This is a genomic window from Priestia sp. SIMBA_032, from assembly GCF_046535215.1.
GTDB lineage: Bacteria > Bacillota > Bacilli > Bacillales > Bacillaceae_H > Priestia > Priestia aryabhattai.
Window position 1 is genome coordinate 790,542 of record NZ_JAWRXD010000002.1, and the last position, 15,165, is coordinate 805,706.

Below are 15,165 nucleotides of genomic sequence, written 5' to 3' on the forward strand. Positions count from 1 at the left end.
AAAATGCAAGAAGGAAATTTTTTTAAAGGCTTAGTAATAGGCATATTAATAAGCCTTCCAATTTGGATTATTCTCATTGTGATAGGCGTTCTGCTTTTTAAATAGGCTCGTTCTCATAATAGAATAGACAAAACTTTCCTTTTAGTGTATACTTTAAATGAAAATGATAATTATTATCATTTAATCAACGAATCAACACTCTGCATATAGCTGTCACTCCTTGAGAGCTATCCCTATTTAATATTCTGTCTACAACGCAGAATAAACCGCTACCTTTGAGTAGCGGTTCTTTTTTTAGTAATTTTCTACTTAGTAGGCTAGTATACGTAGCACTTTTTGCCTTCATGCATATGTTAAAAATAAGGAGGGACAAGTAATATGAAAAAAATCTATCTTGATGCAGGACATGGTGGGGCAGATGCAGGAGCAGTTGGAGCGAACGGACTGTATGAAAAAAACTTAGTTTTAAAAATTCAACAATATTTAATAAGCTATTTAAATAGCACCTACAGTGACTTTACGATTAAAACCACTCGTACCACAGATACTTTTTTATCGTTATCTCAGCGTGCTTCTCAAGCTAATTCGTGGGGGGCAGATGCATTTATGTCTATTCACGTAAATGCCGGTGGAGGAACAGGGTACGAAGATTATGTTTATAGAAGCGCCAGCAATGCCAGTAAAGCGTTTCAATCAATTGTACATGGCCAAGTACAGCCAACGCTGTTGTCGTATAATCATCCGAATCGCGGACGAAAATCAGCCAATTATGCGGTGCTTCGCTTAACAAATATGCCCGCAGTTCTCACTGAAATAGCCTTTATTGATAACAGCACAGATGCAGTACTTCTTCAAAACGAAGCATTTTTAAAAAGCATGGGTGAATCGTATGCAAAAGGAATTGCCGTCTATTTAAATTTACCTCGTCGTGCAGTTCCAACACCAAATCCAAATCCTTCACCTTCTGAACCGGGTCCAAAAACGTATATGATCAAGCAAGGAGATACGCTGTACAGTATTGCACAGAAGTACGGAATAACAGTACAAGCGCTTCAAGAAGCGAATACAGGGCTTTCTGATCCTTTAACCCTACAGGTTGGAAAAACAATTGTTATTCCTTCAGGAACTTCACCAACACCAACACTACCTTCGGAACAATATCCACTTCCAAATGGAATTTTAAAACAAGGTGATTCTGGAGAAGCTGTGAAACAGCTTCAAAGAGCATTAAACGCGGTGAATTTTAAAGCAGGGTCAGTAGACGGAATATATGGAGTACAAACGAAAGATGCAGTCAGACGTTTTCAGCTTGTGTATCTTCCTTATGATGTAGATGGCATTTATGGTCCTCAAGCAAAAAACAAGCTAGCAGCCGTTTTAAAAGCAAAAAGTTAAAGCAAGAAGGTCTTCTGCAAGCAGGCAGAAGGCCTTTTGTTTTCCCCTTAAAAGCGCCTTAAGCACTATTTTCTAGTTTACGTAAAATAATGCTTTACAAACCATTTGTACGGGAGTATATTATCTAAGAACAAAGGATAGTTATGAAAGAAACATGTTATCAATCATACTCTTTAACCGAAAATTATATTGACCTGTTATCGCTTAATTCGTCAGAAGTGGGGGACCCAAATTTGTGCATTGTCACTTGGGGTGAATCCTTTTTTAAAGGTAGGGCTACTCTCATAGCCCGAATCCGACAGCTAACCCCATAAGCGTTTTGGAGAGGAGGTTTAAGCTGTGTAAAAACGCTGAGAACCCTTAGTGTTTTTTTTGTGCGCTTTTTTAACATAAAAAGGTATTTTTTTAGGAATAATATCACTTATTCGTCAACTTGTAACGGAGCTTAGCAACGAACAGTAAATAGTAGCTAAGCAATCATCGGAGGGAAATTACGTGAACTATTCAGTTCTCAAGAGATTATTGATTGGAAAGCCGCTCAAAACAAAAGAGTTAGGCGATCAAAAGCTTAGTAAGCTTAAAGCACTGGCTATTTTATCATCAGATGCCTTATCTTCAGTGGCTTATGGAACAGAACAAATTTTGATTGTACTTGCGACAGTCGGCGTCCTTGCTTATTGGTATTCAATTCCAATTGCGATTGGGGTATTGGTGCTGCTGACGGCTTTAATTCTTTCATATCGTCAAATTATTTATGCGTATCCGCAAGGCGGAGGAGCTTATATTGTTTCGAAAACCAATTTAGGAGAAAATCCTGGGCTTATCGCTGGGGGATCACTGTTAGTAGATTATATTTTAACAGTTGCCGTGAGTGTTTCAGCAGGAACCGATGCTTTAACTTCGGCTTTTCCAACGCTGCATCATTATAATGTAGTAATTGCGTGTTTGCTGGTGATTTTTATTACCGTCTTAAATTTACGAGGTGTAACAGAATCCGCTTCTGTATTAGCTTATCCGGTTTATTTATTTGTTATTGCTCTTATTTTGTTAATAGCGGTGGGCTTCTTCAAAATAGTGACAGGTCAAGTTTCACCTGAGCTTCATACATCTCTCGGTACAGTGGTGCCAGGTATTAGTTTATTTTTATTATTAAAAGCTTTTTCGTCAGGCTGTTCGGCATTGACTGGTGTAGAAGCTATTTCAAATGCAGTGCCTAACTTTAAAGATCCAGGTGCAAAAAATGCTGTTCATACATTAATGCTGATGGGCGGTATTTTAGCCGTTTTATTCTCCGGCATCACGTTTTTAGCTTATTGGCTTGGCATTTCTCCAAAAGCAGATGAAACGGTTGTATCACAAATTGCATCGAGTGTATTTGGACGAAATGGATTTTATTATTTTATTCAAGGCACCACAGCTCTAATCCTAGTGCTAGCGGCGAATACGGGCTTTTCAGCTTTTCCTTTGCTTGCTGTAAACTTATCGTCTGATAAATACATGCCAAGAATGTTTCAAATTCGTGGCGATCGACTAGGCTATTCTAATGGAATTGTGACTCTGGGAATTGCTTCTATTGTCTTACTTGTAGCTTTTAAAGGAGCAACGGAACAATTAATTCCTCTTTATGCAGTTGGAGTGTTCATTCCATTTACGCTTTCTCAAACAGGAATGATTGTCAAATGGCTTAGAGAAAAGCCGGCCGGCTGGCAAGGAAAGCTAATTATTAACTTAATTGGTGCACTCATTACATTAACGGTGTTAATTATTTTGTTTACAACGAAGTTTTCACAAGTGTGGTCCGTTCTCGTTTTCTTACCGGTTATCGTTTATATTTTTCATCGCATTCATACGCATTATGAAGCGGTAGGAGAGCAGCTTCGCATTAAGCAAGGAGAAAAGATTGGAAAGCTTGAAGGAAGTGTGGTCATTGTTCCTGTAGCAGGAATGACAAAAGTAGTAGAAAATTCATTAAATTATGCAAGAACGATTGGCGATACCGTTATTGCAGTGCACGTGGCCTTTGATCGAGAAAGCGAAAAGAGAATGGAGGAGAAGTGGGAGAAGTGGCAGCCTGATATTCGTATTGTTACGTTTCATTCTCAATACCGCAGCTTAGTGCGGCCGCTGTTTCGATTCATTGATATGGCTGAGGAAAAAGCACGGGAAAATAATATGGCTATTACGGTCGTTATTCCGCAATTCATCACGAAAAAAAGTTGGCAAAACATCCTTCACAATCAGTCCAGTCTGCTGTTAAAAGCACATTTGCTTTACCGTAAAAATGTAATTGTTACAACTGTACCGTATCGTTTTAAAAAATAATGAACCATGACTAAAAACCTCCAACTTGTATGTTGGAGGTTTTTAATTTTTAAATTCACATACACTAACCGTAATCCAATCTCATCAAAGGCGCAAACGGAGGGGTTGCATGAGTGAATTAATTAAATTGTTGCGAAAAGGAAATAAATCGGCCCTCATGGCTGCTATAGTTAATACCATTATCTCTATCATTAAAGGGATTGCTTTCGCTTTAACAGGGAACGTAGCAATGTTTGCTGAGACGATGCACAGCTTAGGAGATGCAGCTAATCAGTTTTTTGTTTTTATAGGTTCGGCATTAAGTAAAAAAGCCCCGACCAAACGATTTCCAAACGGCTTCGGACGATTGGTTAATCTTGTTCTATTAGGAGCTGTTCTTGTAGTAGGAATTATGGCGTTTGAAACGATTAAAGAAGGATATCATCACATCCTCCATCCGACGAAGTCTTCAGGCTTTATTTTAAATATTGCAGTACTTGGCATCTCGGTATTGCTTGAGATGTTTGTCCTATTTAAGGCAATGAAAGAAATTTTGCACGATGTCGGGATCAATACCGCAGAGGTCAATGTTTTTACGCAAAGCTTTTTTCATTTAAGGAAAGCAAAGCCAGCAACTAAGCTGGTCTTTATGGAAGATCTGGTAGCTACTGGAGGAGGCGTACTGGCATTAATAGCGGTTTTTATTTCACGGTTTACACCTTTTCACCAAGCTGAAGGAATTGCTTCTATTTTAATTGGGCTTATGATGTTTTTTGTAGTAGGACGAGTATTTTTAGACAACGCTGCGGGAGCCCTTGGCGAAGCAGATAAAGAAATGGAAATAAAAATTGGCGCGATTGTCATGCAAGATGTACAAGTGCGTGATATTCAAACATTAATGGTGATGAAAGAAGGAGAAGAGCTTCACGTTGAATTAAAAGTAGAAATTGATCCTTCTTTAACAGTGGCCGAAGCTGATGATATTAAAGATCGTCTGGAAAATCGTATTTTACAGGAAAAAGGAGTAACGGATGTCATTATTGAGTTTGATGAAGATGATGGAATTCCGGACTGGGTGTCAAGTGATTTACAGCTTCAAAAAGAATAAAAACAAGGAAGAAAACAGTTGTTTTCTTCCTTGTTTTTTTAGCTATATACTTTTTCACGTACGTTTGGAGAATCTGTTGAAGCTTCCGAGAAGTTAATGGTTTCACGTACAACGTAAATAGGTCTATTTTTACTTTCATCGTAAATTCTTGCGATATATTGTCCGACTAGACCTAAACCAAGTAGCTGAATACCGCTAAAGAAGGTGATAGCTACCATAATGGAAGTCCAGCCAGGCTGAATGTTTTTACCTATCAGCCAAACAACAATCGAATAACTTAAAACTAAAAGTGATACAAAAACCGATAACAGGCCAATAACCATTACTAAACGTAAAGGTTTCGTTGAAAACCCAATAATTCCATCTGAAGCAAACTTGATCATCTTTTTTAAAGGATATTTTGTTTCACCAGCAAAGCGCTCATCGCGCTCATATTCTACATATGTTTGCCTGAAGCCAATCCAAGACATCATTCCCCGTACAAAACGATTACGTTCAGTCATTTTTTTGAATACATCCGCTACTTTTCGATCGATAATACGAAAATCTCCCGTATCTTTCGGGATTTCAATATCGGACATATAATTTAAAAAGCGATAAAAATACTTAGCCGTGGCTAATTTAAAAAAGGTCTCTCCGCTTCGTTTCTTGCGCTTTGCATATACAATTTCATAGCCTTGCTGCCATTTAGCAATTAATTCAGGAATCATTTCAGGCGGATCTTGTAAGTCTGCATCAATAATAACGATAGCATCCCCTTCAGCATAATCAATGCCTGCTGTTACGGCAGTTTGGTGCCCAAAATTACGAGCAAAATCAATAACTTTTACATTAGAATCCATAGCAGCTACGTCCTTCAAGATTTCAATTGTTCGGTCTGTGCTACCGTCATTGACGAAAATGAATTCATAGTTAATGTGGTTTTTATGCATGACGGAAAGTAAGCGATTGTAGCATTCATTAGCTACTTCTTCTTCAAAATACATAGGTACCACGATTGAAATTAGTTCTTTCATGCTTTACCTCCTATCTAATGATTGTTTGTATGCTTAAACGTCCATATTTTATTGAGGGAAAAATTGATAAACATTCCTATACAAGTAGACAACAGTTGTCCAATGATTGGATTAGCAGGTGTATAGTGTACAAGAAGGAATAAGCAAGATGTATTAATTGCTAAAGTAATAAGGTTTACGATGAAAAATTGAGCTAACATCCATTTATGTACAGTTGCTTGAAACACCCACGATTTGTTCCAATAGTAGCTGTTTATGACGCCAATGAAATAAGATAGTACGTTAGCCAATATATAATTCATATCAAAGTGGATGAGTGCTAAGTAACTGATAATGGTGAGCAGGGTATTCATTATCCCTACAAATCCGAATTTCAGGAATTTTATCACGGTTGCATAATCCCTTCCATTTAATTTATCTCTTCACATTTTGTCTGAGGCTTATTTTTAGTAAATCGTACTATTAAATAAGATAGAATCACTGAAATACCAAACCCTTCAAGCAGCATAAAGCTTGGAAAAATAAAGAATCGATAGCGAGTTTGAATTTCAATAAGCAAGTGAATAAGAACGTACCCTATGATTAGTAATAAAAACAGTGTATACGGATATTTATCCTGCTTCTTCAGGAATAAACATATAAGTCCAATAATGGAAAGAATAGTAGTTGAAACGTAAATGATTCTTTCATAACTTTGAGCAGCACTAATTAATTTCTCTTTATTAAAAGGTACATCTTCTTGAGGAGTTAATGAAATACTCCAAAATGTAGATGCATCCGTTCCTCCCCACATATTCAGGAATTTAATGTGAAAGAGATCTAAAAGTTGCTCTTTATCTGCTACACGCTCTTTAATTACTTCTTTTTCTGCTTCAGCTCGTTTTTCTCCAATTGGCATGCCCATAAAACGACTAGCATCCTCTGAAGAATAAGAACCGCTTGTTTCGTAATTAAAGCCAATGACGAATTTCCATAAAGGATCTCTGTTACTTAAAGGATATTTAGAAATACCGCTAGCTACAAAAGAATAGTTGATCAGCGCATTTGCAATAAAAAAAGTAGCCAGTACGCCTACGAGGTTTTTTCCTATTTTCTTTCGACGAGTTTTTAACTCAGCAGCATCCTTCTTTTTAATGTAAGGTTGAAGAATTTGCAAGATGAAATAAATGAAAACAGCAACGATAATAATCGGTCCTAGAGGGCGCATTAAATTTCCTAACGACAATAGAAGGCCAATATAAAGCCAGCTAAACTTGTTATGAGCAAATCTTTTTATAATAAGGTAAAAAGCTGCATAAAATAAAAAAGTAGCTAAATGCTGATTGGTTAACACTGAGCTATAGAGAATGTTCGGAATGTAGAACGCATATAGAAAAGCTGCCATTCTCCCAGCAAGTTCGTTAAATACTTTACCGCCAATTAAATAAATAAAAATAACGGTTCCAGTGGAATAAAAAATATTTAACAATTTTAATATAAAAATGTTATCTCCAAAACAGCGAATAATAACAGATTCATAGAATGAAAAGCCTAGCTGATATACCCATGTAGTGAAATAAACGCTTTGATTAAATTCATAATTACCTTTTGCTATATTACGCGCGGCATCTAACATGACAAGAAAGTCAGATTTTACAGGCGTTTGAACAGAAAGCATCCATGCTAATCGAATACCTAAGGTCAAAACGATCAGTGAAATAAAAAAAACAGTTTTGTTCATGTATCTACTTGCAATAGCTATTAGAAAAATGACAAGGAAAGTGATAAATATTCCTTCAATAATAAATGAATTACTTAAAGCCAAGCCTTTTAATTCCAATGAATTTGTCATCGCGCTATAACTGCCCCATAGAGACCACGTAAGAATAATGACACATAAAAGAATCAGGCTTTTGGATAAAAATGAGTTAAGCATATTACCTCCTGCAAATTATTTCATAGATAAGGTACAAAATTCCTACCCTATGATACCATATTTTATTATTTTGTATATATTTTTCTTATAGAGGATAATGTTAGATTGTTCTGAAATTACAATACCGGCATAATGTTTGATAAAAGGTTCAGCGGAGTAGGCAGTGATTTAGTAATAGATAAAAGAGGTTGGAAAAAAAGGATTTTAGTCGAAGTGAAAAACGAACCATTGATCACCATGTTTGATTAGTGGTTTGTTTTTTTATGGTGAACGTAGGTTTCATTTGTTTAGTTCCTTCCGGCAGTTGATTGGAGGGCAAGACGAAGAATCCTGCGGGAAAAGGTGAGACCCCGCAGGAGCGTAAGCGACGAGGAGGCTCATCGGCCGCCCGTGGAAAGCGTAGTCTTGCACGGAAATCAGCAGCGGTGTAACAAGCAATCCCTATTAGCTTATTTATTCCATTTGTTCCCCTTTAGATTCGATTGATTTATTTATGTCTTTATCTCTTCTTTTTTATCATGTGTTTTCTGATGCGAACAGCTTTTATGTTTTAAATCGATCTTTTAATAAATTCCATAGGGAACTCACTCCGAGACTAATGCTGATCAAAATTCCTGATAAAGCTACTATTAAAGCGATATATTCAAAGATAGAAAACTGCTTCATACTATCCCAATGGATGTTTCCCTTTAGTTTGCTAATAACTAAATTCATTCCGTAAATACCGGAAAGAACGGTATAAATCGTTAAAATTAATAATAAGTAATTGTGACGCTTGGCCGCGATTTTTTCTTGATTTTGATACAAAGTGCCAAGGGTTTCTTTGACTTCTTGATAAAGAGAATTGATGTGGAAGATTTTTTTGAAGAGCTCAGAAAACTCTTGACCTTCTGTGCGAGAGCTAATTTCTAAAAATAAATATTTACCTGAAAATACGGTAATAGAGCGGATTAGTCGTTCAATGCCCTCTGAATTTTTATGAAACGTGAGCTGAGAATACTCATAAGATAATTTTAACAACACGATTTTATAGAAAAAATGTAAAAATAAATTATAGTAATGCTGGCCAAATAGATGATTCATCAAAAGCTGATCCGTTTTAGAGTCTGTCGATTTAGAAATACACGAAAACACATGGTCTGTTATGACGTAATAGGTTTCAGGAGCCCATCTGGAATACACGTGTTTGGTATTATACGTTTTAATATACTCATGGTTGTGTGCAGAGATAAACGGCTTTCCGTCAGGCGTATAGCTATTTAGCTGCCCAGTACGAAATAACGTTGTGGAGTTAATCTCTTGCTCTTGATTTACCGTTACATAACTTAATACAAACATCCGTTCATCGATAAAATAAGGAAGACTCCCGACGTGCTGTTCACGTGTGGCTTCTTTTTTGATGTGTTCGTTCAAAAATGGCGCGAGCTGTGAAAAAATATAATCCTGTACTTTGCTATAGCGATGATGTTCATAGGTAATGGTGGATCCATGCTCTTCAGCAAGCTTCGGTTCTAATACACGAAAATGATTCATGAATTCTAAAATATCATCATAGGTGTAATGATTATGACTCATCTCAGTGCGAATGGTCATGACGCCAATTTCAAAAGGACATAAAAAAACATCCACAGACAGCACGTTGCTAGACACGGTGGCGGAGGAAGTTTGTAGCGTAACGGTATGGTCTATTTTTTTTGAAAATCGAAGCAACCCTTCTTTTTCGCATGAATCAGGAAATAGAATACATTCAATGTAAGGAAGAAAATATTGATCCAAGCTATCATGAGATACGTAATACTGTTCTCCATAGTATTCTTTTTCTAAATGTTTGTTTTGAATGGAAAAAAACTCGAATAAATTTTCTTTCAGTGCATGAACAAGCTGCTCTTTATTTTTTCGATCAAAGGAAAAAGGAAAAAGAAACATGTGCATTGCTTTGGTAGGCATAATAGTTTGAAATGGTTCTGTTTTCCTTGGTGTATTGGTCATAAACTACATCCTTCTTATGGTCGGTAGTATTTCCTTTTGAGAGTCGAAAAAATGCAGATAGAAAGTAAAAGGTAAAACAGGCTTTATAAAAACCGCTCTACCTGCCTGCAATGATCCGACGTATCATTTATAATATGCCAATTTTTTTAGAAAACAAACGTAAAAAAACCAACTAACATCATGATTAGTTGGTTTTACATACAGTGTGTGATTAGTGAATCGTGCGATATACACCAGTTACTTTTCCTAAAATCGTTACGTGGCGAAGAATAATAGGCGCCATCGTTGAATTTTCAGGCTGTAAACGAACGAAATTTTCTTCTTTAAAGAAACGTTTTACCGTTGCTTCGTTGTCCTCGGTCATAGCGACCACAATATCTCCATTATTAGCAGTTTGCTGCTGGCGTACGATTACCATATCGCCATCTAGAATACCTGCTTCAATCATACTTTCTCCCATAATTTCAAGCATGAATACATGATCATCTGGAGAAACGAATTTATCTGGAAGAGGGAAATATTCTTCCACATTTTCAACGGCTGTTATAGGAAGACCCGCTGTTACTTTACCGATAACAGGAACATTAATGACATTGCTTTTAGGGATGTTGACTTCGTCTAGTTGAAGAACTTCGATTGCTCTTGGTTTTGTTGGATCTCTGCGAATTAACCCTTTGCTTTCTAAACGAGCTAAATGCCCGTGTACAGTGGAGCTAGAGGCTAATCCTACCGCTTCCCCAATCTCACGAACAGAAGGCGGATAACCTTTTAATTTTACTTCGTGCTTAATAAAATCTAGTATGTCTTGTTGACGTTTTGATAGCTTCATATTTTTCACCTCGATTTTAGCTATTCTTTAGGTGAATTATACCACGTGATGTGTCAATATACAAACATAAGTTCGAAGAATTCCATTGACAGAAACAAATGTTCTCAATAAAATAAGAACATATATTCTGATAGGGGGATCATAATATGCACCAATTCTTACATTCTATGAAACATTACGCTATTTTTTTTGCAGTTATCGCTGCACTTACATATGTATTGACGCTGGTTTTAGGAGCGGATAAAGTAGATTTAGACAAATATTCAACGGTTACTATTACAAAAGGGGATACGCTTTGGGAATTGTCCAACAAGTATCATAATCACCATCATTTGACCACCAATGAATTTGTCAAATGGGTTGAAGACGTCAATGATTTAAACTCAGACACTGCCCAGTCTTTATCTCCTGGAGATAAATTATATATTCCTGTTTTAAAAAAAGAGTTACGTAATCAAGTGGCAATTGAACAGTAGTGTGTAACGGCCGTTCCTGAATATTGTTAGAAGCCGAAAAGGTCGTGATAAAAGTGGACGCCATTATTTATTGCCGTGTCAGTACGGATAAAAAAACCCAAGAAACATCTTTACAGCGCCAGCAAGAAGAATTAAAAAAGCTTGCTGGTCTTCATCATCTAGACGTAAAAAAAGTCGTAATGGAAAAAGCAAGCGGATATGAAGTAGACAGAGAGGGTATTTTGGATGTTCTTCATACAATGAAGGAAGAAAAAATATCCGTGCTGCTCATTCAAGACGAAACACGATTAGGCAGAGGAAATGCCCGAATTGCGCTGCTTCATGCTTTTCATAAAGAGAATGCTACGATCTATACGATTAGTCATCAAGGTCAGCTTCAGCTTTCAGAATCTGATTCGATGGTGTTAGATATTATTAGCTTAGTGGAAGAGCATCAGCGGAAATTACATAATGCTAAAATTAAAAGAGGAATGAAAAGAGCCGTAGAAAACGGTTATCGTCCGCAGAAAAATTTAAAAAATCAAGGAGTTAACTCGGGAAGAGAAAAAAAAGAAGCGCCGATTGAAGAAATTGTCCGCCTTCGTCATAACGGCTTAACCTTTGCTGAAATTTCAGTTACGCTAAAAGGTTTTGGCTATAATATTTCAAAAGCGACGGTACATCGTCGCTATCAAGAGTACCAAGAGAGTGCTCAATCTCTTGATAAAACGAAAGAGATTTAGTAAGATGACTACATGTTGCCGGAACGGTTCGGTAATTTTAATTATTGATTATAAGGAGATAGGTTTTATATGCTATCAAAAGATAAACTTGCTCGTATTAATGCTCTTTCAAAAAAGGCAAAGGCTGAAGGTCTGACAGAATCTGAAGCGAAAGAACAGCAAGAGCTACGTCAGGAATATTTAAAAGTTTTCCGACAATCTATGACAAATCACCTTCATACGATTAAAGTTGTAGACGAAGAAGGTAAAGATGTTACGCCTAAGAAGTTAAAAGAGAGTAAAAAGAAGCGTCTTCACTAAGACGTTCTAGTAAAACTAGAGGGAGTGCTCCCTCTAGTTTTTTGTATATTTTTAATAAGGCGCACAAAAACTATAAAAGTGGAAATTTTTTTGGTTCAAGTATTGTACAAATAAGCAAATCATTAGTATGATAACATATGTACATAGTTTTGAAAGGAATGAAGAGTATGACACAACGTATTGAAGATCTTTCGATTGCAACAATTCGTACCTTATCAATCGATGCGATTGAAAAAGCAAATTCAGGTCACCCAGGTATGCCAATGGGAGCTGCTCCAATGGCATATACATTGTGGACAAAATTTATGAACATCAATCCAAAGAATCCAAACTGGTTCAACCGTGACCGCTTTGTATTATCAGCAGGACACGGATCGGCACTATTATACAGCTTGCTTCATTTAGCTGGATATGACTTATCAATTGAAGACCTTAAAAACTTCCGTCAATGGGGAAGCAAAACACCAGGTCATCCGGAGTTCGGTCATACAGCAGGTGTTGATGCAACAACTGGCCCACTAGGACAAGGTATTGCAATGGCTGTTGGTAAAGCAATGGCAGAACGTCATTTAGCTGAAACATACAACAAAGAAGGTTTAGAAATTGTAGACCACTTTACGTATGGTATTTGTGGTGACGGAGACTTAATGGAAGGTGTATCTGCTGAAGCAGCTTCATTAGCGGCACACTTAAAATTAGGACGCTTAGTTGTTTTATACGATTCAAATGATATTTCTTTAGACGGAGATTTAGATCGCTCGTTCTCTGAGAACGTAGAAGATCGTTTCAAAGCTTACGGATGGCAAGTAATCCGCGTTGAAGACGGCAATGACTTGACAGCGATTGCAAACGCAATTGAAGAAGCAAAAGGCGATTTAACACGCCCAACACTAATTGAAGTAAAAACAACAATCGGATTTGGTTCTCCAAACCACGCGGGTACTTCTGGCGTGCACGGTTCTCCATTAGGTTCCGATGAAACAAAATTAACAAAAGAAGCTTATGCATGGACATTTGAAGAAGATTTCTATGTGCCAGAAGAAGTGTATGCTCACTTCAAAGCTACAATTGCTGAAGATGGCCAAAAGAAAGAAAACGAATGGAACGATGTATTTGCACAGTATAAAGAAAAATATCCTGAACTAGGTCGTCAATTTGAACTAGCAGTAGAAGGAAAATTACCGGAAGGCTGGGAAGAAACGCTTCCAGCATACGAAACGGGTTCAAGCTTAGCTAGCCGTGCTTCTTCTGGAGAAGTATTAAACGCAGTAGCACAAGCTGTACCTCAATTCTTCGGCGGTTCAGCTGACTTAGCTGGATCAAATAAAACAATGATTAAAGGTTCAGAAGACTTCACTGCAGCTGATTACAGCGGACGTAATATCTGGTTCGGTGTACGTGAATTTGCAATGGGAGCTGCATTAAACGGTATGGCTCTACACGGCGGTGTAAAAGTATTCGGAGGAACATTCTTTGTATTCTCTGATTATCTTCGCCCAGCAATTCGCTTAGCAGCTTTAATGAAACTTCCTGTAACATATGTATTTACACATGATAGTATCGCAGTTGGAGAAGACGGCCCAACACATGAGCCAATTGAACAATTGCCATCACTTCGTGCAATGCCAGGTCTTTCAGTGGTTCGTCCTGCAGATGCAAACGAAACAGCTGCTGCATGGCGCTTAGCATTAGAGTCAACTGACCGCCCAACAGCGCTTGTATTGACTCGTCAAAACTTGCCAACGCTTGAAGGGACAAAAGAAAATGCATACGAAGGCGTGTCTAAAGGTGCATATGTTGTATCTAAAGCTGGTAAAGACCAAGCGGATGCATTAATACTTGCAACAGGCTCTGAAGTAAGCCTAGCAGTAGAAGCACAAAAAGCATTAGCTGCAGAAGGCATTGACGTATCTGTAGTAAGTATGCCTGCATGGGACCGTTTCGAAGAGCAATCTGCTGAGTACAAAGAAAGTGTTATCCCTAAATCAGTGAAAAAACGTTTAGGTATTGAAATGGCTTCTACACTTGGCTGGGAACGCTATGTTGGAGACGAAGGACAAGTTCTTGGTATTAATCACTTCGGTGCATCTGCTCCTGGTGAAACAATCATGAAAGAATTTGGTTTTACAGTTGAAAATGTAGTAGCAAAAGTGAAAAGCTTGCTTAATGCATAATTCTTTTTCACAAGAAAGAGCAGACTCCTATGGTCTGCTCTTTTTTTCGACAAAAAAACAAAGGAATTTTTTCATCGATAGACAAGCATTGCGTACACCATTCGGTATAATGGTACAAAAAAGAACGAGCCGAAAGGGAGGATGAATCGTGAGAACGTATGAAGTATATTTAATGGAGGAAGAAGTTGCATCATCCTATTTTCGAAGAGAAAAGCTCATTTATCAGCTGCTGATTGAATATAGAATGAAACGTCACTTGCAGGAAACGCACTTACAAAAACAAGTTCATTACATTACTCGCCAACTGCCCATTTCATTTATTCAACGAGAATTGCTTCAGGCGTTTTCTCATTATCCTCATTTTTTTGCTCATCAAGAGACGTTTGTGCTGGAATATCCTTATAAAAAAAGTCGAGCATCTATAAAATTAACGAATCGCTGTATAACAATTGAAGGAGATGGCAATGTTGATGCTGAGACAGCTTTTTTTGAAGTATTACGCAAGCTAGATCCTTGTTTTTTAGCAGTGAATTATGGAGCGGATGAATACGGCTGGCTGAGGCCCGTGAAAACAAGAAAATTTGTGTAATTATTTAAGGAAATTGGAACGGAAATATTGTATAATAGCGTATGGTCTAGTACACTGTAAGTTAGACAACACGAAGGAGGAAGTAATACCATGGGAATGTATATTCTAGTTGGTGTTCTAGCATTAATTGTTGGGATAGCGCTAGGATTTTTCATTGCTCGTAAATATATGATGAGCTATCTGAAGAAAAATCCACCAATTAATGAACAAATGCTAAAAATGATGATGATGCAAATGGGCATGAAACCATCGCAGAAAAAAATTAACCAAATGATGAAAGCAATGAACGGCCAAATTAAATAATGGTTAATTGGACAGACACTCTCTATTCAGAAGGGTGTCTTTTGTTTT

General features: G+C 37.3%; 14 protein-coding genes and 1 riboswitch. Of the genes, 9 read left to right on the forward strand and 5 right to left on the reverse strand.

Going from position 1 to position 15,165, the window contains the following annotated elements; translation table 11 throughout:
- Positions 1 to 378 precede the first annotated feature (378 nt).
- The 3 genes from SB717_RS09965 to SB717_RS09975 all read left to right on the forward strand — a co-directional run bounded on the left by SB717_RS09965 (position 379) and on the right by SB717_RS09975 (position 4,804).
- Positions 379 to 1,395, forward strand: a complete 1,017-nt coding sequence (locus SB717_RS09965) for an N-acetylmuramoyl-L-alanine amidase (RefSeq protein ID WP_410903635.1) — start codon at positions 379 to 381, stop codon at positions 1,393 to 1,395.
- Between the two features lie 191 nt (positions 1,396 to 1,586).
- Positions 1,587 to 1,727: riboswitch (cyclic di-AMP (ydaO/yuaA leader) on the forward strand.
- A gap of 163 nt (positions 1,728 to 1,890) precedes the next feature.
- Complete coding sequence (locus tag SB717_RS09970; RefSeq protein WP_074677190.1) at positions 1,891 to 3,717, forward strand: APC family permease; 1,827 nt, start codon at positions 1,891 to 1,893, stop codon at positions 3,715 to 3,717.
- A 109-nt stretch (positions 3,718 to 3,826) separates the two neighbouring features.
- Positions 3,827 to 4,804 (forward strand): cation diffusion facilitator family transporter, encoded by a 978-nt coding sequence (locus SB717_RS09975; RefSeq protein ID WP_410903636.1) that lies wholly within the window; start codon positions 3,827 to 3,829, stop codon positions 4,802 to 4,804.
- 38 nt (positions 4,805 to 4,842) lie between these two features.
- Here SB717_RS09975 and SB717_RS09980 read toward each other — a convergent pair whose 3' ends face one another.
- The 5 genes from SB717_RS09980 to lexA form a co-directional block, all read right to left on the reverse strand.
- Entirely contained in the window at positions 4,843 to 5,820 is a 978-nt protein-coding gene (locus SB717_RS09980) for a glycosyltransferase family 2 protein (protein ID WP_410903637.1), read from the reverse strand.
- Between the two features lie 14 nt (positions 5,821 to 5,834).
- Positions 5,835 to 6,209 (reverse strand): GtrA family protein, encoded by a 375-nt coding sequence (locus SB717_RS09985; RefSeq protein WP_410903638.1) that lies wholly within the window; start codon positions 6,207 to 6,209, stop codon positions 5,835 to 5,837.
- Between the two features lie 20 nt (positions 6,210 to 6,229).
- A complete protein-coding gene (locus tag SB717_RS09990; protein WP_410903639.1) occupies positions 6,230 to 7,735 on the reverse strand; it encodes an ArnT family glycosyltransferase in 1,506 nt (501 codons plus the stop codon).
- Between the two features lie 543 nt (positions 7,736 to 8,278).
- Positions 8,279 to 9,724 (reverse strand): magnesium transporter CorA family protein, encoded by a 1,446-nt coding sequence (locus SB717_RS09995; RefSeq protein WP_410903640.1) that lies wholly within the window; start codon positions 9,722 to 9,724, stop codon positions 8,279 to 8,281.
- A 211-nt stretch (positions 9,725 to 9,935) separates the two neighbouring features.
- A complete protein-coding gene (gene lexA, locus SB717_RS10000) occupies positions 9,936 to 10,553 on the reverse strand; it encodes a transcriptional repressor LexA (RefSeq protein ID WP_013058778.1) in 618 nt (205 codons plus the stop codon).
- Between the two features lie 146 nt (positions 10,554 to 10,699).
- Between lexA and yneA the strand changes: the two genes are divergently transcribed.
- From yneA to SB717_RS10030, 6 genes are all read left to right on the forward strand, one after another.
- Complete coding sequence (gene yneA / locus SB717_RS10005) at positions 10,700 to 11,029, forward strand: cell division suppressor protein YneA (RefSeq protein ID WP_074677180.1); 330 nt, start codon at positions 10,700 to 10,702, stop codon at positions 11,027 to 11,029.
- 53 nt (positions 11,030 to 11,082) lie between these two features.
- Entirely contained in the window at positions 11,083 to 11,751 is a 669-nt protein-coding gene (locus tag SB717_RS10010; protein WP_410903648.1) for a YneB family resolvase-like protein, read from the forward strand.
- 69 nt (positions 11,752 to 11,820) lie between these two features.
- Entirely contained in the window at positions 11,821 to 12,051 is a 231-nt protein-coding gene (locus tag SB717_RS10015) for a DUF896 domain-containing protein (RefSeq protein ID WP_013058775.1), read from the forward strand.
- Positions 12,052 to 12,218: 167 nt separating this feature from the next.
- Positions 12,219 to 14,225 carry a transketolase gene (gene tkt / locus SB717_RS10020; protein ID WP_013058774.1) on the forward strand — a complete coding sequence of 669 codons (2,007 nt, stop codon included), beginning with the start codon at positions 12,219 to 12,221 and terminating at the stop codon, positions 14,223 to 14,225.
- A 148-nt stretch (positions 14,226 to 14,373) separates the two neighbouring features.
- The gene (gene sirA, locus SB717_RS10025) at positions 14,374 to 14,814 is read left to right on the forward strand and encodes a sporulation inhibitor of replication protein SirA (RefSeq protein ID WP_074677174.1); all 441 of its coding nucleotides are present in this window, start codon (positions 14,374 to 14,376) and stop codon (positions 14,812 to 14,814) included.
- 90 nt (positions 14,815 to 14,904) lie between these two features.
- Entirely contained in the window at positions 14,905 to 15,117 is a 213-nt protein-coding gene (locus SB717_RS10030; protein WP_013058772.1) for a YneF family protein, read from the forward strand.
- Positions 15,118 to 15,165: the final 48 nt, after the last annotated feature.